The 21,453-nt window shown below is 73.6% G+C and carries 16 protein-coding genes and 1 pseudogene; 10 read left to right on the plus strand and 7 right to left on the minus strand.

Annotated elements, in window-relative coordinates; translation table 11 throughout:
- Nucleotides 1-125 precede the first annotated feature (125 nt).
- A pseudogene (locus ABZW10_RS05440) lies at nucleotides 126-1,139 on the minus strand (TadA family conjugal transfer-associated ATPase); the annotation flags it as partial.
- The gene (ssd, locus tag ABZW10_RS05445) at nucleotides 1,139-2,263 is read right to left on the minus strand and encodes a septum site-determining protein Ssd (RefSeq protein ID WP_355360310.1); all 1,125 of its coding nucleotides are present in this window, start codon (nucleotides 2,261-2,263) and stop codon (nucleotides 1,139-1,141) included. The gene ssd and the pseudogene ABZW10_RS05440, both read right to left, overlap by 1 nt.
- 831 nt (nucleotides 2,264-3,094) lie before the next feature.
- Between ssd and ABZW10_RS05450 the strand changes: the two genes are divergently transcribed.
- Entirely contained in the window at nucleotides 3,095-3,913 is an 819-nt protein-coding gene (locus ABZW10_RS05450; RefSeq protein WP_355360915.1) for an HAD-IB family hydrolase, read from the plus strand.
- 359 nt (nucleotides 3,914-4,272) lie between these two features.
- Here the strand turns inward: ABZW10_RS05450 and ABZW10_RS05455 are convergent, their stop codons facing one another.
- Nucleotides 4,273-5,193 (minus strand): oxidoreductase, encoded by a 921-nt coding sequence (locus ABZW10_RS05455; RefSeq protein WP_355360313.1) that lies wholly within the window; start codon nucleotides 5,191-5,193, stop codon nucleotides 4,273-4,275.
- 234 nt (nucleotides 5,194-5,427) lie between these two features.
- Here ABZW10_RS05455 and ABZW10_RS05460 point away from each other — a divergent pair, with 234 nt between their 5' ends.
- From ABZW10_RS05460 to ABZW10_RS05490, 7 genes are all read left to right on the plus strand, one after another.
- Complete coding sequence (locus ABZW10_RS05460; RefSeq protein WP_355360316.1) at nucleotides 5,428-6,435, plus strand: ATP-binding protein; 1,008 nt, start codon at nucleotides 5,428-5,430, stop codon at nucleotides 6,433-6,435.
- 440 nt (nucleotides 6,436-6,875) lie between these two features.
- Nucleotides 6,876-9,287: a SulP family inorganic anion transporter gene (locus ABZW10_RS05465; protein WP_355360319.1), complete on the plus strand. Its 2,412-nt coding sequence runs from the start codon at nucleotides 6,876-6,878 to the stop codon at nucleotides 9,285-9,287.
- Nucleotides 9,288-9,497: 210 nt separating this feature from the next.
- Nucleotides 9,498-11,474 (plus strand): acetate--CoA ligase, encoded by a 1,977-nt coding sequence (acs, locus tag ABZW10_RS05470; protein ID WP_355360322.1) that lies wholly within the window; start codon nucleotides 9,498-9,500, stop codon nucleotides 11,472-11,474.
- 322 nt (nucleotides 11,475-11,796) lie between these two features.
- Nucleotides 11,797-13,248, plus strand: coding sequence for a Na+/H+ antiporter NhaA (nhaA, locus tag ABZW10_RS05475; RefSeq protein ID WP_355360325.1), 1,452 nt, complete (start codon nucleotides 11,797-11,799; stop codon nucleotides 13,246-13,248).
- Nucleotides 13,249-13,360: 112 nt separating this feature from the next.
- Nucleotides 13,361-13,837 carry a phage holin family protein gene (locus tag ABZW10_RS05480; RefSeq protein WP_350558600.1) on the plus strand — a complete coding sequence of 159 codons (477 nt, stop codon included), beginning with the start codon at nucleotides 13,361-13,363 and terminating at the stop codon, nucleotides 13,835-13,837.
- 234 nt (nucleotides 13,838-14,071) lie between these two features.
- Nucleotides 14,072-15,061 carry an alpha/beta hydrolase gene (locus ABZW10_RS05485; protein WP_355360329.1) on the plus strand — a complete coding sequence of 330 codons (990 nt, stop codon included), beginning with the start codon at nucleotides 14,072-14,074 and terminating at the stop codon, nucleotides 15,059-15,061.
- Nucleotides 15,062-15,264: 203 nt separating this feature from the next.
- Nucleotides 15,265-15,501 carry a hypothetical protein gene (locus ABZW10_RS05490; RefSeq protein WP_355360332.1) on the plus strand — a complete coding sequence of 79 codons (237 nt, stop codon included), beginning with the start codon at nucleotides 15,265-15,267 and terminating at the stop codon, nucleotides 15,499-15,501.
- A gap of 114 nt (nucleotides 15,502-15,615) precedes the next feature.
- On the opposite strand, the gene ABZW10_RS05495 is transcribed toward ABZW10_RS05490, so the two are convergent.
- The 4 genes from ABZW10_RS05495 to ABZW10_RS05510 form a co-directional block, all read right to left on the minus strand.
- Complete coding sequence (locus ABZW10_RS05495; RefSeq protein ID WP_355360335.1) at nucleotides 15,616-16,800, minus strand: MarP family serine protease; 1,185 nt, start codon at nucleotides 16,798-16,800, stop codon at nucleotides 15,616-15,618.
- A gap of 97 nt (nucleotides 16,801-16,897) precedes the next feature.
- Entirely contained in the window at nucleotides 16,898-17,641 is a 744-nt protein-coding gene (locus ABZW10_RS05500; protein WP_355360338.1) for a CoA pyrophosphatase, read from the minus strand.
- A complete protein-coding gene (nth, locus tag ABZW10_RS05505; RefSeq protein ID WP_355360341.1) occupies nucleotides 17,638-18,513 on the minus strand; it encodes an endonuclease III in 876 nt (291 codons plus the stop codon). The genes ABZW10_RS05500 and nth overlap by 4 nt, the downstream gene beginning before the upstream one ends.
- Before the next feature lie 126 nt (nucleotides 18,514-18,639).
- Nucleotides 18,640-19,590 carry a beta-ketoacyl-ACP synthase III gene (locus tag ABZW10_RS05510; RefSeq protein ID WP_355360344.1) on the minus strand — a complete coding sequence of 317 codons (951 nt, stop codon included), beginning with the start codon at nucleotides 19,588-19,590 and terminating at the stop codon, nucleotides 18,640-18,642.
- Nucleotides 19,591-19,693: 103 nt separating this feature from the next.
- Here ABZW10_RS05510 and ABZW10_RS05515 point away from each other — a divergent pair, with 103 nt between their 5' ends.
- Nucleotides 19,694-20,362 (plus strand): TetR/AcrR family transcriptional regulator, encoded by a 669-nt coding sequence (locus ABZW10_RS05515; RefSeq protein WP_355360347.1) that lies wholly within the window; start codon nucleotides 19,694-19,696, stop codon nucleotides 20,360-20,362.
- Nucleotides 20,363-20,714: 352 nt separating this feature from the next.
- On the plus strand, nucleotides 20,715-21,389 hold the full coding sequence (locus tag ABZW10_RS05520) for a Crp/Fnr family transcriptional regulator (RefSeq protein WP_030288117.1): 675 nt from the start codon (nucleotides 20,715-20,717) through the stop codon (nucleotides 21,387-21,389).
- Nucleotides 21,390-21,453: the final 64 nt, after the last annotated feature.

The following is a 21,453-nucleotide window of genomic DNA, read 5'->3' on the forward strand; positions in this document are numbered from 1 at the left end:
GTCTGCACCCAGGCGGAAGCCAACAGTGGCAGCCCTGGGCCAGCACAAGCGACTGAACGATTGAGTGCGCTACTGCATTGTCGCTGAACTATTCACCACGCTACTGAACGATTGATTGTCGCCCGACAGCCGCCTTCGTGGCCGGTGTTGAGGGCGGCGAGCAGGTCGGCCACCTCGGCACCGCGTACCTCCCCGACCACCAGCCGGTCGGGCCGCATCCGCAGTGCCTGGCGGACCAGATCCCGCAGGGTGAGCTCGCCCAGCCCCTCCTGGTTGGGCGGGCGCCCCTGGAGCCGCACCACGTGCGGGTGGTCGGGCCGCAGTTCGGCGGAGTCCTCGGCGACGACGATCCGCTCCTCCGGACCGACCAGACCGAGCAACGCCGCGAGCAGCGTGGTCTTCCCCGTGCCGGTGCCCCCGCTGATCAGCAGCGAGAGCCGGGCCCGCACCACGGCGGCCAGCAGCTCGCCACCGCGCGGCGGGAGCGCCCCGCCGGTCACCAGCTCGTCGAGATCGAACGGCCGGGGGCGGCACACCCGCAGCGAGATGTGGGTGCAGCCGGCCGCGATCGGCGGCAGGACGGCGTGCAGCCGGGTGCCGTCCGGCAGCCGGGCGTCCACCCAGGGCCGCGCGTCGTCGAGCCGCCGCCCGGCCGCCGTGGCGAGGCGGTGGGCGAGCCGGCGCACCGCCTCCGGGTCGGCGAAGCGCACGCCGGTGGCCCGGCGCAGCCCGCCGCCCCGGTCGAACCAGATCTCGTCCGGTCCGTTGACCAGGACGTCCGTGACGTCGGGCGCCGCCAGCAGCCGCTCCAGCGGGCCCGCACCCACCAGTTCGGCGCAGAGCAAGCGCACGGTGTCCAGGACGTCGTCGCCGCCGAGCGGCGGCCTGGCGGCGCGCAGGGCGGTCGCCACCGAGCCGGCGGTCGGCGGCGACCCGGACTCGGCCAGCCGCAGCCGGACGGCGTCGACCAGCGCGGCGGCGCGCTCCTCCCGCGCCGTCCGGCCGTAGGCGTTCGGTTCGGCCCTGGGTCCCGGGACGCTCCCGGGGCCGGGGACGCTCCGCAGCGCGCGCCGCTCACCCGGCCCGCCGCCACCGCGGTCGGCACCCGGACCTCCGTCGGTCCTGCGCAGACGCACCATCAGGCGACACCCCCCTCGACCGCCGGCACCGGCGGCAGCACCTCGTCCAGGAACGCCCCGCAGAAGCGGGCGAGCGGCCCGCTCTCCCGGATGCCGGGCGGTACGCCCTGTTCGAGGTCGACGGCCAGCCCGGGCTCCGGCTCCAGCACCCCGGCGAGCTGCATCCGCAGTCCCCGGGCGACCCGGTGCGCGGGGATCCCGAGGGGACCCGGCGGCCGCACCACCGCCCGCACGTCGCCCAGCCGCATGCGGACGGACGCGGCCACCCGGTCGGCGGCCGCGACCGCGCGCAGTTCGGCCGGCACCACCAGCAGCGCCGTGTCGGACTGCTCCAGCGCCTGCCCGGCCGCCGGATCCAGCCGCCGGGGCACGTCGACCACCACGAGTCCGCCCCGACGGCGGGCGGCGGCCAACACGCTGCGCATGGCCTCGGGCGGCACCGCGAGGGTGTCGCTGCGGTCCCAGGACAGGCAGGACAGGGTCCGGAGCCGCTTGAGCGCGGGCAGCGCCCGGGCCAGCTCGGCGCCGTTCACCCGGCCCCGGGAACCGGCGAGGTCCGGCCAGCGCAGGCCGGCGGCCGTCTCGCCGCCGAGCAGGATGTCGAGGCCACCGCCGAGCGGGTCTCCGTCGACCAGCACGGTGTGCAGGCCCCGGCGCGCGGCGGTGACGGCGAGCGCGCAGGCCAGGGTGGAGGCGCCCGCGCCGCCCCGCCCGCCGAGCACGGCGACGGTGCGCGCGGGGGCGCCGACCCCTTCGGCGGCGTCGGCGACGCGGTCGAGCAGCCAGACCTCGGCGTCGGGCAGGAACAGCACGTGCTCCGCGCCGAGTTGGACGGCCCTGACCCAAACGCCCGCGTCGTCGAGGTCCAGCCCGAGCAGCAGCACCCCGGGCCTGCGGGGCAGCCCGGCACACTGTCCGGACCGATCGTCGCCGACCAGGACCAGCGAGGCGCCCTCCCACAGCTCGCGCGGCGGCGGGGCGCCCCGGATCAGCCGCGGCTCGGTGCCGGCCGCCGCGCAGATCCGGAGCAGCTGCTCGGCCAGGCCGTCGTCCCCGGTGAGGACGAGCGGCCCGACGGGCTCCGGCCCGCCGGCGGTGGGGTGGTCGGTGATGGGCTTCGTCATGAGGGCTCCCCTGTCGTCCTGGTGTCCGGTCGGTCCGGCAGCCGGTCGCCGGGCCCGCGGCACGGACCCGGCGACCACCGCCGGACATCACGGTGGACGGTGATCCGGATTCCGTCCGCCTGGTTCCGAATCCCTGTGGACAACTCATGGGCTGTGGACGAAAACGTTCACCCGCACGGGGGGCTATTGGACAAAGAATTGACGAAACGGGCTCACGGAGATGAACCGCCATACCGACGAGACCGGATAGCACCGCGCGGACCGCGCGCTCCCCGGGGCAGGTCCGACCGCATTCCCGAAGCTGCCGGGGTCGGCGCCGACCACGAACGACGCCCTATGGGCCATCTACTGAGAGTGATGAAAACACGCGACCACCCCCGTTCCCCGACACCCCCTGTAGACACCACGGGGGCCGGCCGGCAGATCCGCACGATGGGCCGTTCAAGCCCTGAAAATGGCCCTGGACGTGCGACGACCCCCGCCGGGGGGGAGAGCGGGGGTCGTCTATCCACGGCCCGACTCGGGGGGGAGGAGCCGGACCGGGTTAGCACGGTCGCGAACGATCCGTGACTTCCATGGTGTACCCGAGCGGCCAGAAACACAAACCCGCACGCCCACGAGTACACCGAATGGCGGGCTGTTTTGCGGCGCCCTCTATCCTCGGTTCCCGTGGACACCACCGAGAACGCCGACGAGCACGCCGACGAGTCCCCGGACTCCACCGCCGCAGCTGCCGGAGCCGACGGGACACCCGGGCCCGACGGGACGGCCGTGACCGACGCACGCCCCGGAGCGCCCGGCTCCGGCCCGTCCGGGCCCCGTCCGCCGGCCGTGCGGCCCGGTCCGACCGGCCCGCGCACCGCCGCCTTCTTCGACCTCGACAAGACGATCATCGCCAAGTCGAGCGCCCTCGCGTTCAGCCGCCCCTTCTACCAGGGCGGCCTGATCAACCGTCGGGCCGTCCTGCGAAGTGCGTACGCCCAGTTCGTCTTCCTGGTGGGCGGCGCGGACCACGACCAGATGGAGAAGATGCGGGAGTACCTCTCCGCGCTGACCCGGGGCTGGAACGTGCAGCAGGTGCGCGAGATCGTCGCCGAGACCCTGCACAACCTGATCGACCCGATCATCTACGACGAGGCCGCCTCGCTCATCGAGCAGCACCACGCGGCCGGCCGCGACGTGGTCATCGTCAGCAGTTCCGGCTCCGAGGTGGTCGAGCCGATCGGTGCGCTGCTCGGCGCGGACCACGTGATCGCGACCAGGCTGAAGATCGAGGACGGCTGCTACACCGGCGAGATCGAGTACTACGCCTACGCCGAGAACAAGGCCGCCGCGATCCGGGAGTTGGCCGGGGTCGAGGGCTACGACCTGACCGAGTGCTACGCCTACAGCGACTCGTCGACCGACCTGCCGCTGCTGGAGGCGGTCGGCCACCCCTCGGCGGTCAACCCGGACCGGGCGCTGCGCAAGGAGGCGATGGCCCGCGAGTGGCCGGTGCTGGTCTTCGACAAGCCGGTGGAACTCCGGCGGAGGCTCCCGGAATTCTCGGCGCCGAGCCGCTCGGTGCTGACGGCGGTCGCGGTGGGCACCGCCGCGCTGACGGCCGGGGTCATCTGGTACGCGGCCAGGCGCCGCCGCCCGGCGGCCTGATCACGAGGGCGTTGGACAAAACGGTCAAAAGCCCAAGAGGCCGCTTTTCGGGTTCCCCTTTCGCCCGAAACGCGATACAAATGAAACACGGCCCGCGAGACCCGGTCAGGACCGAAGAGGTCAAACCGACAACGCAGTTCAGGCCCCACGGACCGCCGTACAGATGACCGAGCACCCACATGCAGCCGACCCGCTGTCGGGCCGCCGGACCAGACGAACGGGCAGGATCCCCGTCTGATCGGCACTTTCCGGTGCATGCATGGTCACCCGGCATCTGTGCCAGCGGCGGCACCTGGCAGGATCAGGTGCCGCCGCATCTTGCTGTCCGGGCGGGTGGATCCGCCCACCCGGGCCAGGCCCTAGACCATGCCGCGCTGCATCGCCTCGCAGACTGCCGTGCTCTCCCGCACGCCGAGCCGCAACGCCCGGCCGCAGTGGCCGATCCAGGCCGCCAGGCCCTCGGGCGTCCCCGCCAGGTAGCCGGCCAGCGCCCGCCGGTAGGCGTCCGTCCCCAGCTCCACCAAGCCGACCTCGGCCGGACAGATCGACTTCGGGTCGAGCCCCTCGGCGATCAGCACGATCCGCTGGGCGGCCCGGGCGATCAGGCCGTTGTACGCGCCGAACGGCCGCAACGCCAGCAGTTCGCCGTGCACCACCGAGGCGACCACCAGGGCCGGCGTCCCGACGCCCTGGCCCTCCGCGCGGGCGACCAGCAGCCGGGAGAGCTGGTCGAGCCGGGCGGCGACCTCCTCCGGGCCGGGCGCCGCGGGCAGCGCCGGCACCGGCCCGTCCGTCACCGCGCCGGCCGGCGCGGTCGCCGGGCCGTGGTCCGCCGCGACGCCCTCCGCCGGCTTCAGCTCCAGCGGGAACGGGTCGTCGGCGCCCTCACCGCCCTGCCGCGGGCGGCCCGCCGCGGGGTCGGCGTCCCCGACCGCCAGCAGGTGCAGCCGGGCCAGCACCTGGAGCGGCGAGTGCCGCCAGATGCTCAGCAGCTGGCCCGCCTCGGCCGCCACCCGCAGCGCGGCGCCCACCGTACGGGCCTCGGCGTCCGCGCCGAAGTCACTGCGCCGTCGGACCTCCTCCAACGGCCAGTCGGCCCCGGCCAGCGCCGCCGAGGCGCGGGCGCCGCGCAGGGCGGACTCGGAGGTGACCTCGGCCGCGCGGCGACGCATCACCCGGTGGCCGTAGAGGCGGTCGACGGCCTTGCGCACCTCGGCCACCGCGTCCGGCACTCCGGGGAGCTGGGCCAGCGGGGCGAGGGGATCTGTTCCAGTGCTCACCTACCCGAGAGTAATGACCCGGGCGCCCCGCCCGGAACAGCAACCTCGGATCACCCGTTAGAGGCAATCCTCACTTCCCTCCGGCCAGCGACCCCAAACCCCCGATAGCATGACCGCCGTCGTAGACGACAACGATTTCCAGCTCGGAAGATCGTCGACCTCGCCGCGGCGCGCAGCCGCGACCGCGGCGGGCCCAGCAGTGAGAGCCCCAGCAGCGAGAGCCGGAGTTCCAAGATGAAGATCGCCTTCGTCGGCAAGGGCGGCAGCGGCAAGACCACGCTGTCCGCGCTGTTCATCCGCCACCTGGCCGCCGCGGGCTGGCCGGTCCTCGCCGTCGACGCCGACATCAACCAGCACCTCGGCCCGGCGCTCGGACTGACGGACGACCAGGCCGCCGCACTGCCCGCGCTGGGGGCCAGGCTGCCCGAGATCAAGGAGTACCTGCGCGGCAGCAACCCGCTGATCCGTTCCGCCGAGGAGATGATCAAGACCACCCCGCCCGGCCGGGGCTCGCGGCTGCTGCGGATCGTCGAGGAGAACCCGGTCTACACGGCCTGCGCCCGACCGGTCGCGCTCGACGAGGGCTCGGTCCGGCTGCTGGCGACCGGCGCGTTCACCGAGGAGGACCTCGGCGTCGCCTGCTACCACTCCAAGGTAGGCGCGGTCGAGCTGCTGCTCAACCACCTGGTCGACGGCCGGGGGGAGTACGTGGTGACCGACATGACCGCGGGCTCCGACTCCTTCGCCTCGGGGCTGTTCACCCGTTTCGACCTCACCTTCCTGATCGCCGAGCCCACCCGCAAGGGCGTCTCGGTGTACCGCCAGTACCGGGACTACGCACGCGACTTCGGCGTGCGGCTGCGGGTCGTCGGCAACAAGGTGCAGGGCCCGGACGACCTGGACTTCCTCCGCCGGGAGGTCGGCGAGGACCTGCTGACCGCCTTCGGCCAGTCCGACTGGGTGCGCCGCCTGGAACAGGGCGCACAGCCGCCGCTGCGCGCCCTCGAACCCGCCAACCGCGCCGTGCTGGACGAGCTGCGCGCGGCCACCGACGCCGCGTACGAGCTGCGGGACCCGGCCCGGTACACCGAGCAGGCTGTTCTCTTCCACCTGCGCAACGCCGAGAGCTGGGCCAACGCGAAGGTCGGCACGGACCTCGCCGCCCAGGTCGACCGGGGCTTCGTGCTCGGCGGCGGGTCCGCTCCGGCCGGCGAGCCCAGCGCCGCCGGCGCGGCGGTCTGAGCCGGAGGCCACCGCAGCGTCCACGGGCCGCGGTCCCCCACACGGGGGCCGCGGCCCGCGCGCGTCCGCGACACGGCCTCCACCAGCAGATTCCCGTTCGTTCGGCCACCACCCAATGGAGTGAACCGGGCGGTTATTCACTGTCGCTCCGGATGACGCTGTGCAAAGCTCTCATTACCCTCGGTTTACCGAGTCTTGATGTTCCGCTTCCGCCCCGCTGCCCCTTGGCCGTGGCCTGGCTCCTCCCAGCGCCCCGTCGAGCGGCCGCCGGACGGCCCGATGGACCAAGGCCCGGCCGGTGACACCCGCACTCCCGGCCCGACCGCGCCATCCCGCCACACCGTCGCGACCCACGACAGCCGATCCGCTTCACCGAGCCCACGACCGGACTCACCGCCGGACCTGACTGCGTTCGTTCCCCCGGACAGACGGGAAGACCCATGACCCTCGACATCTCCAGCGCCCCCATCGCCTCCGACACCACCGACCACGCCCCACCGGGCCGACGTCCCCGCGCCGCCTGGGCGCAGGACCTCTCGGCCTCGCTGGTGGTGTTCCTGATCGCCGTGCCGTTCTCCCTCGGCATCGCCCTGGCCACCGGCGCCCCGCTCACCGCCGGCCTCGCCGCGGCGGCCGTCGGCGGCATCGTGGTCGGCCTGTCCGGCGGCACCCCGCTGCAGGTCAGCGGCCCCTCCGCCGCGCTCACCGTGATCACCGCCGGGCTCATCGCCCAGTACGGCTGGCAGGCCACCTGCACCATCACCCTCGCCGCCGGCCTGCTCCAACTCCTGCTCGGGGCAAGGCGGGTGGCCCGTACCGCGCTGGCCGTCTCGCCCGCCATCGTGCACGGCATGCTGGCCGGCGTCGGCCTGGCCATCGCCATCGCCCAGCTGCACGTCGTCCTCGGCGGCTCCCCGCAGAGCTCGGCACTGGCCAACCTGCTCGCCCTGCCCGCCCAGCTGTCGACCCCTCACCCCGCCGCCCTGGCCGTCGGCGCGGTCACCGTCACCGTACTGCTCGGCTGGCCCCGGCTGGGCCGGCTTCCCGGCCGGTACGGGGAGTTCGGCACCCGGCTGGCCAAGGTCCCCGGCCCGCTCGCGGCCGTCGCCGCCGCCACCGCGCTCGCCGTCGCACTGGACCTGCGGCTCGCCCGGGTCGAACTGCCCGCCTGGCAGCCGCACGGGCTCGCGCCCGACCTGCCGCACGGCCCGCCCCTCGCCATCCTGGCCGCCGTACTGACCGTCACCGCCGTGGCGAGCGTCGAGTCGCTGCTCTCCGGCGTCGCGGTCGACCGGATGTCGCGCCGCACCGGAGACCTGGACCGCGAACTGCGCGGCCAGGGACTCGCCAACATGGTCAGCGGACTCGTCGGCGGGCTGCCGGTCGCCGGCGGCGCGGTGCGCAGCACGGCCAACGTCCGGGCCGGCGCGCGCAGCCGGCGGTCCGCCGTCCTGCACGGGGTGTGGGTGCTGGCTGCCGCGCTGGCCCTCACCGGCGGCCTGCGCCGGATCCCGCTCGCCGCGCTCGCCGCCCTGGTGCTGGTCGTCGGTCTGCAGATGGTGAGCTTCGCGCACATCCGCAAGGTGCACCGCCACCGCGAGTTCCCCGTCTATCTGACCACCGTGGTCGCGGTGGTGCTGTTCGGCGTCCTGCCGGGGGTGGCGCTCGGCGCGGCGACGGCCGTAGTGCTCGCGCTCTACCGGCTGACCCGCGCCCATGTGGACGTCCTGGCCGGTCCCGACGGCTCGTTCACGGTGGAGACCCACGGCCCGCTCACCTTCACCGCGGTGCCCCGGCTCAGCCGGGCGCTGGCGGGTATCCCGGCCGGCGCCGAGGTCGCCGTGGTCCACGACGGCTCCTTCCTGGACCACGCCGCCTACGAGACGGTGCACAGCTGGCGCACCGGTCACCAGGCCGGCGGGGGGCGGGTGTCGATGGTGACGCGCCGCCAGGACGACGAGGTGCTCGATCCGGACGGCACGGTCCGCACCGGCAGCTCTCCCGGCCCGCACCGCTGCCGCGCCTGGACGCCCTGGGCCGGACACCACTGCATCGAGCAGCAGGAGGACCCGCACGGCCGACTGCTGGACGGGGTGCGGGTGTTCCAGCTGCACACCGCCCCGCTGGTGCGGCCCGAGCTGGCCCGGCTCGCCCGGGAGGGGCAGGCGCCCTCACAGCTCTTCCTGACCTGCGCGGACTCCCGCATGGTCACCAGCATGATCACCAACAGTGGCCCGGGGGACCTCTTCACCGTGCGCAACGTCGGCAACCTGGTGCCGGCGCCGCACGAGCCGGGCGCGGCCGACGACTCGGTGGCGGCGGCGGTGCAGTACGCGGTCGAGGTGCTGGAGGTCCGGTCGATCACGGTCTGCGGGCACTCGGGCTGCGGAGCGATGAAGGCCCTGCTCGACGGCGTTCACGAGCAGCCCGGCCGGCCCACCCCGCTGGCCCGCTGGCTGCGCAACGGCCGCGGCTCGCTGGACCGGCTGCGCAGGATCCCGGCCGAGTTCACCGACCGCCCGGCGGTCGACCTGACCGAGCAGCTCTGCATCACCAATGTGGTCCAGCAGCTGGACCAGCTGATGGCCAACCCGGCGGTGGAGCGGCGGGTGACCGAGGGCACCCTGCGGCTGGTCGGCATGTACTTCGACTTCGCCACCGCCCAGGCCTATGTGCTCGACCGGGAGAGCGGCCGCTTCGGTCCAGTCGAGGCAGCGACCCCGGCGGCGGCCTCCGTACGGCAGGAGCGCGACACGCCCGGACGTGTGGACGGATTCGAACAGGTTCCGGCCACCGGTACCACCGCTGCGGATCCGGCCCGGGGAGAGGGAGGTCCCGGCCTGGCCGCGTGAGACGGGCCCGCGTCCTGACGGGCGGGCCAAGGACGCGGGCCCACCTCCCAGCCCTGCCGCAGGGTGCCGCCGACCTCGGGCGGCCGTTCGACCTCCGGTCAAAGGTCTACACCAATTATCCGGAGCCTCTTGTCAACTGACCTCTTCGCCTGGTGAGCTGTGCGCTGGGACACACGGGACAATCCCCACGCACGGGAAACGACCCCGATCATGACTCATGAGGAGTGCGCGTTGAGCAACGAGAGCCTGGCCAACCTGCTCAAGGAGGAGCGGCGCTTCGCCCCGCCGGCAGAGCTCGCCGCAGCCGCCAACGTCACCGCGGCCGCGTACGCACAGGCCTCCGAGGACCGCCTCGGTTTCTGGGCCGAGCAGGCCCGCCGCCTCGACTGGGCCGTCGAGCCCACCCAGACCCTCGACTGGTCCAACCCGCCGTTCGCCAAGTGGTTCGCCGACGGCAAGCTCAACGTGGCCTACAACTGCGTCGACCGGCACGTCGAGGCCGGCAACGGCGACCGCGTCGCCATCCACTTCGAGGGCGAGCCCGGCGACGGCCGCTCGATCACCTACGCGCAGCTCAAGGACGAGGTCTCGCAGGCCGCCAACGCGCTGCTGGAGCTCGGTGTCGCCAAGGGCGACCGGGTCGCGATCTACCTGCCGATGATCGCCGAGGCCGTCGTCGCGATCCTCGCCTGCGCCCGGATCGGCGCCACCCACTCGGTGGTCTTCGGCGGCTTCTCCGCCGACGCCGTGGCCTCCCGCATCCAGGACGCCCAGGCCAAGCTGGTCATCACCGCCGACGGCGGCTACCGGCGTGGCAAGCCGTCCGCCCTCAAGCCGGCCATCGACGAGGCGCTGACCAAGGTCGACGGCGTCGAGCACGTCCTGGTCGTGCGCCGCACCGGCCAGGACATCGCCTGGACCGAGGGCCGCGACGTCTGGTGGCACGAGGCCACCGCGCGCCAGTCCACCGAGCACACCCCCGAGGCGCACGACGCCGAGCACCCGCTCTTCATCCTCTACACCTCGGGCACCACCGGGAAGCCCAAGGGCATCCTGCACACCTCGGGCGGCTACCTCACCCAGGCCAGCTACACCCACCACGCGGTCTTCGACCTCAAGCCGGAGTCCGACGTCTACTGGTGCACCGCCGACATCGGCTGGGTCACCGGCCACTCGTACATCGTCTACGGCCCGCTCTCCAACGGCGCCACCCAGGTCATCTACGAGGGCACCCCGGACACCCCGCACCAGGGCCGGTTCTGGGAGATCGTCCAGAAGTACGGCGTGACGATCCTCTACACCGCGCCGACGGCGATCCGCACCTTCATGAAGTGGGGCGACGACATCCCCGCGAAGTTCGACCTGTCCTCGCTGCGGGTGCTGGGCAGCGTCGGCGAGCCGATCAACCCCGAGGCCTGGATCTGGTACCGCGAGCACATCGGCGCCGGCAAGGCCCCGATCGTGGACACCTGGTGGCAGACCGAGACCGGCGCGATCATGATCAGCCCGCTGCCGGGCGTCACCGAGACCAAGCCGGGCTCGGCCCAGCGCGCGCTGCCGGGCATCGCGGCCACCGTGGTCGACGACAACGCCGTCGAGGTCCCGAACGGCTCCGGCGGCTACCTGGTGCTCACCGAGCCGTGGCCGTCCATGCTGCGCACCATCTGGGGCGACGACCAGCGCTACATCGACACCTACTGGTCGCGCTTCGAGGGCCGCTACTTCGCCGGTGACGGTGCCAAGAAGGACGAGGACGGCGACATCTGGCTGCTCGGCCGGGTCGACGACGTCATGCTGGTCTCCGGCCACAACATCTCGACCACCGAGGTCGAGTCGGCCCTGGTCGGGCACCCGGCGGTGGCCGAGTCCGCGGTGGTCGGCGCCACCGACGCCACCACCGGCCAGGCGATCGTCGCCTTCGTGATCCTGCGCGGCAACGCCACCGACAGCCCCGAGCTGGTCGAGGAACTGCGGGCGCACGTCGGCCGCACGCTCGGTCCGATCGCCAAGCCGAAGCAGATCAAGGTGGTCGGCGAGCTGCCGAAGACCCGCTCCGGCAAGATCATGCGCCGCCTGCTGCGCGACATCGCCGAGGGCCGCGAGGTCGGCGACACCACCACGCTGGCCGACTCCTCGGTGATGAACCTCATCCAGGCCCAGCTTCCGGCGGCGGACAGCGAGAGCTGAACCGTGCGGTGAGACGCGTGTGACGCATGCGTGCCGGTGCCCCGGGTGGTCGTGACCGCCCGGGGCACCGGCATGTCCGGACGGAAGGCCCTCCCCGGACCGCGCACGAACAGGTGCACAGCGAGGCAAAGAGGGATTAAGTCCTTAATTAGGACAATCCGGATTCCCCTTTGTCGTCACGCTAGACTGCTAAGGACGCGACAAGACCTGCACGATCCACATGATCCACAAGGTCCGCGTCACAGGGCGAGCCGGGAAGTCTGGTCGGCGATGCACCACCGGTGCATCCACACACCGTCCCCTCGCCCCCAGGAGGCCGCGCGTGGCCAGCCAGCCGCCCGTTCACGAGCCGACGACGACCCGACGACGCCAGTTCCTCGGCCGACTGTCCCTCCCCGAGCGCAACTACCTCGCCGACGCCCTGCGCACCGAGACCGTGGGCGGAATCCTGCTGCTCACCGCCGCGCTCGTGGCACTGATCTGGGCCAATGTCTGGCCGGACGCGTACCAGTCCGTGCTGAACCACACCGTCGGCCCCTCCGCCCCCCTGCACCTCGACCTCACCCTGGGCACCTGGGCCAAGGACGGGCTGCTGACGATCTTCTTCTTCGTCGCCGGCATCGAGCTCAAACGCGAGTTCGTGGCGGGCGAGCTGCGCACCCCCAGTGCGGCGCTGCTCCCCGTCGTAGCCGCCGTCTGCGGTGTCGCGCTGCCCGCCATCCTGTACGCGCTCATCAACGCGGGCCCCGGCGGTCACCCGAGCGGCTGGGCCGTCCCCACCGCCACCGACATCGCCTTCGCGCTCGGTGTGCTGGCCGTGGTCGGCAGCCACCTGCCCTCCGCACTGCGCGCCTTCCTGCTCACCCTCGCGGTGGTGGACGACCTGATCGCGATCCTGATCATCGCGGTCTTCTACAGTTCCGGCATCAAGTTCTGGGCGCTCGGGCTGGCCATCGTCGGCCTCGCGCTGTTCTGGTTCCTGCACCGGCGCGGGGTGCACGGCTGGTACCTGTTCGTCCCGCTCGCCTTCGTGGTCTGGGCGCTGATGCACGAGAGCGGGGTGCACGCCACGGTGGCGGGCGTCGCGATGGGCCTGATGCTCCGCTGCCACCGGGAGGGCGACGAGAAGCAGTCCCCCGGCGAGCACATCGAGCACCTGGTCCGCCCGCTCTCCGCCGGGCTGGCGGTGCCGGTCTTCGCCCTGTTCGCGGCCGGGGTGGCGATCTCCGGTCCGGCGCTGCGCGAGGTGTTCACCCAGGCCGCCCCGATCGGCATCATGGTCGGCCTGCTGGTCGGCAAGACCGTGGGCGTGTACGGCGGCACCCGGCTGGCCGCCCGCTTCACCCGGGCCGAGCTGAACCCGCAGCTCAAGTGGGCCGACCTGTTCGCCGTCTCGGTCCTGGCCGGCATCGGCTTCACCGTCTCGCTGCTGATCGGCGAACTGGCCTTCCCGGACGACCCGGCACTCGCCGACCGGGCCAAGGCGGCCGTCCTGGTGGGCTCGCTGATATGCGCGCTGATCGCCACCGTGCTGCTGAAGCTGCGCAACCGGCACTACCGCGAGCTGTGCGAGGAGGAGGACCGCGACCTCGACGGCGACGGCATCCCCGACGTCTACCAGCTGGACGACCCGGCCTGGCAGCGCCGCATGGCCGAACGGGCCCGGCAGCCGGACGCTGGGCAGCCGGACGCGGGCCCGGCCCGCCCGGTCGGCGGAAGGGCCGGCGAAGAGACCGGCGGAAGGGCCGATGAGGGCGCCGACGGAGCCCGCTGAGCGGCCCGCCGGCCGGACACGTCCCCCCGGCGGGGCCCCGGAGTGGTGTCCGCTCGTCCGGTAGGGGCATGATTCTGAGCTGTCGACAGTCCACCGAAGAGGAGTACCGCTGATGCCCGCAGGAGCCGCAGACCCGTCCAGCAACGGCCGGGCGCCCTACGAGGGCGAGCGTTCGGTGGGGCAGCTGTTCGCCGCGGCCACCGCCGACCTGTCCGCCCTGGTCCACGACGAGATCGCGCTCGCCAAGGCCGAGATCCGCGCCGACGTCAAGCGCGGCGTCTCCGGCGGCGTCTCGCTGGGCGTCGCCGGTGTGGTCGCGCTGGCCGCCGTCCCGATGCTGAGCGCCGCCGCCGCGTTCGGCATCCACGCGCTGGGCCTGTCACTCGGTTGGTCGTTCCTCATCGTGGCCGGCGCGTACCTGCTGCTGGCCGTGCTGCTGGGCCTGCTGGCGCTGCGTTCGTTCAAGAAGATCGAGAAGCCGGTCCGCACCATCGAGGGTGCGCAGAAGACCGCCGACGTCCTCAAGAACGCCCGGCCGCGTCCCGCCACCAAGGAGGAGATCGACCGCGCCCTGGGCCGCATCCCGTAAGCCCTCCCCGTACGCCCTCCCCGTAGGCCCACCCCGTGCGTCGCTTCCCAGCCCGCTGTCCCGCCCGATGCCGGGCCGGCCACCGCGTCGGGGCCCGGTCGGCACGCGCCAGGGAGGCGCCACCGGAGCGCCACGGGAGCGCCAGGGAAGCGCGTCCGGTACGCGCCGGGCCGGAAGGGTCCGAGTGCGAGTGCCGGGCGCGTGTACGGCGCGCGGATGTGACACGCTCTCGGTATGTCGCTCGACCAGAAGCCCGTGCCCGCGCAGCCGTCCGACAGCTCCGGCCTCACCGCCCCCGGCGACGCCCCGGGCACGCCCCCGGCCGCCTGGGACGTCCGGCAGGCCGGGCCGTGGATCCACCGCGACCTCGCCGCCAACGGCGCGCGGTTCCACATCGCCGAGCTCGGTGAGGGCCCGCTGGTCCTGCTGGTGCACGGCTGGCCCGAGTACTGGTGGGCCTGGCGCCACCAGCTGACCGCGCTGGCCGCGGCGGGCTACCGGGCCGTCGCCGTCGACCTGCGCGGCATCGGCGGCAGCGACCGCACCCCGCGCGGCTACGACCCCGGCAACCTCGCGCTGGACATCACCGGGGTGATCCGCTCCCTCGGCGAGGACCGGGCGCACCTGGTCGGCCACGCCTCCGGCGGCACGCTGGCCTGGGTGGCGGCCGTGATGCGGCCCTCGGTGATCCAGAGCCTCACCGCGGTCTCCGCCGCGCACCCCCGCGACCTCCGCCGGGCGCTGCTGACCGACCGCAAGCAGCTGGCCGCCTTCGAGCACGTGCTGGGCTTCCAGCGGCCGTGGATACCGGAGCGCCGACTGGTGGCGGACGACGCCGAGCTGGTCGGCCGCTACCTGGACGCCTGGACCGGCCGTACCCAGCTGGACCGCACGGCGGTCGCCGCCTACCGGCGGGCGATCCAGATCCCCAGCACCGCGCACTGCTCGATCGAGCCCTACCGCTGGCTGCTGCGCTCGATGGCCCGCCCGGACGGCATCCAGTTCGCCCGCCGGATGAAGAAGCCGATCACCGCCCCCACCCTGCACGTCCAGGGCGCGGCGGACCCGGTGCTGCTGTCGCACACCGCGCTGGGCGGCGGCGAGTACGTGGCCGCGCCGTACCGCTGGCGGCTGATGCCGGGGGTCGGGCACTTCCCGCACGAGGAGGCGCCGGAGCAGTTCACCGCCGAGCTGCTGGACTGGATCGGCCGGCACAGGGACTGAGGTCCGCGAGTGCCGGAAGGGGCTTGATGATCAACGGCCCCGAACCGGGAAAGGACACGGGGCGAGGGTCCCGGCCCCCGGATGGGCGAACAGGGCCGAAGGTCCCAACTCCCTTGATGTGACGTTCATATGACAAACGCATAGGCCACGTTGGTGCCCCGCCGGGCGGTTACCCCCGTCGGCCCAGGGGCATCCATTGCGGTATGACCTGGATGCCCGATCGCGGCAGCGCCCCGCGCGGCCGACAGCACAGCAACAGCCCGCAGCGTTCCGCCCACCGTCCCGAGTGGGCGGACGACCGCGGTTACGACGGCGGCTACGACACCGGCTTCGACGGCGCGGGCGGCCACCCGCGTACGGCGCAGCGCCAGCTCGGCATCCCGCACATCCTCGGCCGCCGCGCCCGCTGGGTGGGCGCCCGGCTCCGCCGGGACACCTGACCGGGATCAGCGCGCACCGGCACCGGCCGACCCGCACCGGCACCGGCACCGGCACCGGCACCGGCCGCCGCGGATCAGCACCGATCGCCGTGGATCAGCACCGATCGCCGTGGATCAGAGCGCGCAGCCCTGGGTGTCCACCCGCCCCGTCGCCGCAGTCCCCTGCTCGGCGTCCTGGCGAACCTCCGCGGCGGTCAGCACGTACCCGGTGTCCGCACTGTCCAGCGACTTCGCGAACACCATCCCGTACACCTGGCCGTCCGGCGTGAGCAGCGGCCCGCCGCTGTTGCCCTGGCGGACCAGCGAGCGCACCGAGTAGACGTCGCGGACGACCTGGCCGCGGTGGTAGATGTCCGGACCGTTCGCCTGGATCCGGCCACGGATGCGGGCCGGCTGGACGTTGAAGGCGCCGTTCTCGGGGAAGCCCGCGACGATGGCGCTGTCGTTGGTCTTCGCCTCGCCCGCGAAGGTGAGCGCCGGCGCGTTCAGCTTGGGCACGTCGAGGACGGCGATGTCGCGCTGCCAGTCGTAGCTGACCACCGTCGCGTCGTACAGCTGGCCGACGCCGCCGACCTGCACGGTCGGCTCGTCGACGCCGCCGACCACGTGGGCGTTGGTCATCACCCGGTGCGGGGCGTAGACGAAGCCGCTGCCCTCGAGCGTCTTGCCGCAGGCGGTGGCGGTGCCGACCACCTTGACCAGGCTCTGCCGTGCCTTGGCCACCGCCGGGCTGGCGGCCAGCGCCGGGTCGGGGATGTCGACCTGGGTGATCGGCTCGTGCTCGAAGGGGTTGAACACCTGCGGGAAGCCGTTGCGGGCGAGCACCTTGGAAAAGTCCGAGAACCAGTTGGGCGCGTCGGCCGGCAGCGTGTCCTGGACGCCGCCCAGCACGGCCGAGGTGCGGACCTGCTTGGAGACGGTCGGCAGGGACGTCCCGGCGAGCGCCGAGCCGATCAGCCAGGCCACCAGCAGCATCGAGATCACGTTGACCACGGCGCCGCCCGCGGCGTCCAGGGCCCGGGCCGGGCGGCGGTCGATGTGGCCGCGCAGCTTCCAGCCGAAGTGCGTGGTGATCGCCTGGCCGGTCGCCGCCAGCACGATCACCACCACCACGGCGATCACCGAGGCGGTCGTCCCGGGGCTGAGGTGGTCGAGCAGCAGCGGCAGCAGCTGGACGGCGAGCAGGCCGCCGCCCAGGAAGCCGAGGACCGACAGCACGCCGACCACGAAGCCCTGCCGGTAGCCCGAGACGGCGAATCCGAGGGCGGCGGCGATCAACAGCACATCCAGGACGTTCACCCGGACACCCTCCCACGACGGACCGTCCGCCCGAGTGGGCTAACGCCGAATCCGGCCGGGACCGTGCGGGGGCCGGCCCCGCCCGCCGCCCCGTGGTTCACGGTGTCCCGGGGTCGCGGCCGAGCGCCGCGCGGGACCGTTCCAGATCGCCCTGCACCAGTGCCAGCGCCTCGTCCGAGAGGTCGACGACCCGGCCGGCGTCCCACGGCCGCTCCAGCCCGCCGTGGTGCAGCACCCGGTCGATCACCCCGGCGGTGAAGCCCCAGACCAGCCGTCCGCCGACCGCGAAGGCCGGCCCCAGGTGGCCGGACGGGTGCCGCAGCCGGGCCCGGTTGGCCGGGTCGGTCAGCTCGGCGATCGGCACCCGGAAGACCGCGCCGGTCTCCCCCAGGTCCACCGGGCGGACCGGTGACTCCTCGCGCCACCAGCCGAGCACCGGCGTCACCACGAACCGGCTGACCGGGATGTAGAGCGCGGGCAGCGTCGCGAAGACCTGCACGCCGTCCGGGTCCAGGCCGGTCTCCTCCCAGGCCTCGCGCAGCGCCGCCGCCACCGGCCCGGCCCCCGTCGGGTCGCCGTCCTCCGGGTCGAGCGCGCCGCCCGGGAAGGACGGCTGACCGGCGTGCGAGCGCAGTGAGCGGGCCCGTTCGATGAGCAGCAGGTCCGGCCCGGCCACCCCCTCGCCGAAGAGCATCAGCACGGCGGCGGCCCGGCCGCCCTCGGACGGCGGCAGGAAGCGGCTCAGCTGCTCGGGCAGCACCCGCTCCGCGGCCTCCCGGACCGGCTCCAGCCAGGCCGGCAGCCCGTCCCGCTCGACCTGCGGCGCCCCGCGCCCGCTCACTCGGACACCGCCAGGTCGGCGACCTCACCGTGGTGCGCGGCGGCGTCCGCGCGGGCGCCGACCTCGCCCGGGAAGTCGGCGGGCGGCCGCAGCCGCTGGCCCGGGTGGCCGCCCAGCTCGTACTTCAGCAGCTTCTTCGCCTTCTCCGGATCGGTCTCGCCCTCCCCGTAGGCGGGGCAGAGCGGTGCGATCGGGCAGGCTCCGCAGGCCGGCTTCTGGGAGTGGCAGATGCGCCGGCCGTGGAAGACCACCCGGTGCGAGAGCATCGTCCACTCGGACTTCGGGAAGATCTCCGCGACCGCCGCCTCGACCTTGACCGGGTCCTCCTCGGTGGTCCACCCGAACCGACGGGCCAGCCGCCCGAAGTGGGTGTCCACCGTGATTCCAGGGACTCCGAAAGCGTTGCCGAGGACGACGTTGGCGGTCTTGCGGCCGACGCCGGGCAGGGTGACCAGGTCGGCCAGCCGGCCGGGGACCTCCCCGTCGAACTCGTCGCGCAGCGCGATCGACAGGCCGATCAGCGACTTCGCCTTGTTCCGGAAGAAGCCGGTGGGCCGGATGATCTCCTCGAGCTCGGCCGGGTTCGCCGCCGCCATGTCCTCCGGTGCCGGGTACTTCGCGAACAGCGCCGGCGTGGTCTGGTTCACCCGGAGGTCGGTGGTCTGCGCCGACAGCACGGTGGCCACCAGCAGCTGGAAGGGGTTGTCGAAGTCCAGCTCCGGGTGCGCGTACGGGTACAGCTCCGCCAGCTCCCGGTTGATCCTCCGGGCCCGCCGCACCATCGCCAGCCGTGATTCGGGCTTGCGCACCCTGACCGTCTTCCCGACCGGCTTCCCCGCAGACGCGGTCTTCCGGACCTTGCTCTCTGCCATGCGTGAAGGCTACGCCGGACGGCCGCGCTCCTGCGGCGGATCGGCCGGGCCCGCGCCCCCTCCGCCCGCCGCGCGCCGGGCCGGCACCCGTCGTCGGCAGGTGACGGCCCGGGGACAGGCGGCGGCTCAGGGGCAGCTGACGACCTGGCCGGCCCAGGAGAGGCCGCCGCCGAAGCCGAGCAGCAGGGCGGGGGCCCCGGTGGGCACCTCGCCGCGCTCGACGAGCTTGGCGAGGGCGAGCGGGACGGAGGCGGCCGAGGTGTTGCCGGACTCGACGACGTCGCGGGCCACCACCGCACCGGTGGCGCCGAGGCGGTCGACCAGCGCCTCGATGATCCGCAGGTTGGCCTGGTGGGTGACGACCGCGCCCAGGTCGGCGGGGGTCAGACCGGCCCGGCGGCAGGCCTCCTCGGCGATCGGGGCCAGCGTGGTGGTCGCCCAGCGGTAGACGGTCTGGCCCTCCTGGCGGAACCGCGGCTGCCAGCCGTCGTCCAGCCGGACGGCGTGACCCTTCGTCGGGTCGGAGCCCCAGACCACCGGCCCGACGCCGGGGCGGCCGGCGGTCGCGGTGTCCGGGCCGAGGATCGCGGCGCCCGCGCCGTCGCCGAGCAGGACGCAGGTGGAGCGGTCCGTCCAGTCGGTGACATCGCTCATCCGCTCCGCGCCGACGACCAGCGCGTACCGGGCGGCGCCGGCCCGGACGGCGTGGTCGGCGGTGGCCAGCGCGGTGCAGAAACCGGCGCAGCCGTTGTTGACGTCGAAGCCGACGGCCGCCGGGATGCCCAGCCGGCCTGCGACCTGGGTGCCGATGCTCGGGCAGCGGTCCATCGCGGTGCAGGTCGCGACCACCACCAGGTCGATCTCCCCGGGGGCCAGTCCGGCGGCGGCCAGCGCCTTGCCGGCGGCGGAGGCGGCGAGGTCGGTGACGGTCTCGTTCTCGGCGATGCGGCGGGTCACGATGCCGGTGCGCTGCCGGATCCACTCGTCACTGGTGTCGACCAGCCGGGCCAGGTCGTGGTTGGTCAGGACCTTCGCGGGCTGGTGGTGGCCCAGCGCGACGATGCGGGAACCCGGCATGGCTGCTCCTCGGGAAGCGGATCGGTGAGGGGGCGTCATCACGCCGGACTATAGCGTCCGAACGGTCGGACGCTAAAGGGCCGGCACTCGCTAGACTGGCGCGGTGAGCCCCAGACGATCCGCCGCCGACACCCGCCGGACCCGCGCCTCGATCCTGGCCCGCGGCCTGGACCTCGCCTCGGTCGAGGGACTGGAGGGCCTGACCATCGGCAGGCTCGCCACCGACCTGTCGATGAGCAAGTCCGGCGTCCTGGGCCACTTCGGCACCAAGGAGAGCCTGCAGCTGGCCGTCGTCGACGAGGCGGTCGCACTGTTCGCCCGCGAGGTGGTGCAACGCTCGGAGGCGGCCGGGGCCGCGCCGGGTCTGCCGCTGCTGCTCGCCCAGTGCGAGGCCTGGGTGTCCTACCTGGAGCGCGATCTGCTGCCCGGCGGCTGCTTCTTCACCACGGTGACCGCCGAGTTCGACGACCGGGAGCCCGGGCCGGTCCGCTCGGCGGTGGCGGCGCGCAACGCGATCTGGCAGCGGAGGGTGCGCCGCCAGGTCGAGCTGGCGGTCACCGCCGGGCAGCTGCCCGCCGACACGGAGCCCGAGCAGACCGTCTTCGAGCTGACCGGCCAGGTGCTCGCGCTCAACCACGCCCGCCGGCTGTACGGCGACCGCGGCGCCGCCGACCGCGCCCGGCGGGCGATGCGGCGACTGCTCGGGCTGCCGGCCCCCGGTGCGGGGCAACCGACGGCGCTCGCCGACCTGCCAACGCCGTCGCAGGTCTGACGCGCCCGCTCGCACACCCCGTCCACGCGCCCGTCCACGCGCCCCCAGGCCCGGACCGGCCGAGCCTGACCGGGCCCGACCCATCCTGACCTTGCCTGACCTGGCTTGATCGGTCTTGTTTCACAACTTGACCGATCGGGACTGAACCACGGCGCCCCACTGACCGGCTGACCTGCCGGTTCGGGCGGTCAGCGGGAAGGTTCCGGCGGTACGAATGGCCCCGCGCAGCACACCTCGGCGCACCCCCTCCTCATATGATCGGAGCGACATGCGCCATGCTTGGTGATGCAGAGCACTGTACGAACTTGTGCCGGAGGGCTTGACGGCCGGCCGGCCGAGAAGGAGGAAGCACGTGGACGACGTTCTGCGGCGCGCCGCACTCTTCGCGGCACTCGACGACGAACAGGCCGGCGAGCTGCGCGCTTCCATGACCGAGGTGACGCTCGCCCGCGGCGAGTCGCTGTTCCACGAGGGCGACCCGGGCGACCGGCTGTACGTCGTCGCCGAGGGCAAGGTCAAGCTGCACCGCGCCTCGCCGGACGGCCGCGAGAACATGCTCGCCGTCCTCGGCCCCAGCGAGATGATCGGCGAACTCTCGCTGTTCGACCCGGGCCCGCGCACCGCCACCGCGAGCGCGCTGACCGAGGTCAAGCTGCTCGGCCTCGGCCACGGCGACCTCCAGCCCTGGCTGCACGCCCGCCCCGAGGTCTCGATCGCCCTGCTGCGCGCCATCGCCCGCCGCCTGCGCCGGACCAACGACGTGATGTCCGACCTGGTCTTCTCCGACGTGCCCGGGCGCGTCGCCAAGGCCCTGCTGGACCTCTCCCGCCGCTTCGGCGTGCAGTCCGAGGAGGGCATCCACGTCGCGCACGACCTCACCCAGGAAGAGCTGGCCCAGCTGGTCGGCGCCTCCCGCGAGACGGTCAACAAGGCGCTCGCCGACTTCGCCGGCCGCGGCTGGCTGAAGCTGGAGGCCCGCGCGGTCGTCCTGCTGGACGTCGAGCGGCTCTCCCGCCGGTCCCGGTGACCGCGGGCCGACAGCCGCGCACCGCTTGCGGAAAGGGCCCGTACGCTCCGGCGTACGGGCCCTT

This window comes from Kitasatospora sp. NPDC004723, from assembly GCF_040609255.1.
In the GTDB taxonomy this organism is placed as follows: domain Bacteria; phylum Actinomycetota; class Actinomycetes; order Streptomycetales; family Streptomycetaceae; genus Kitasatospora.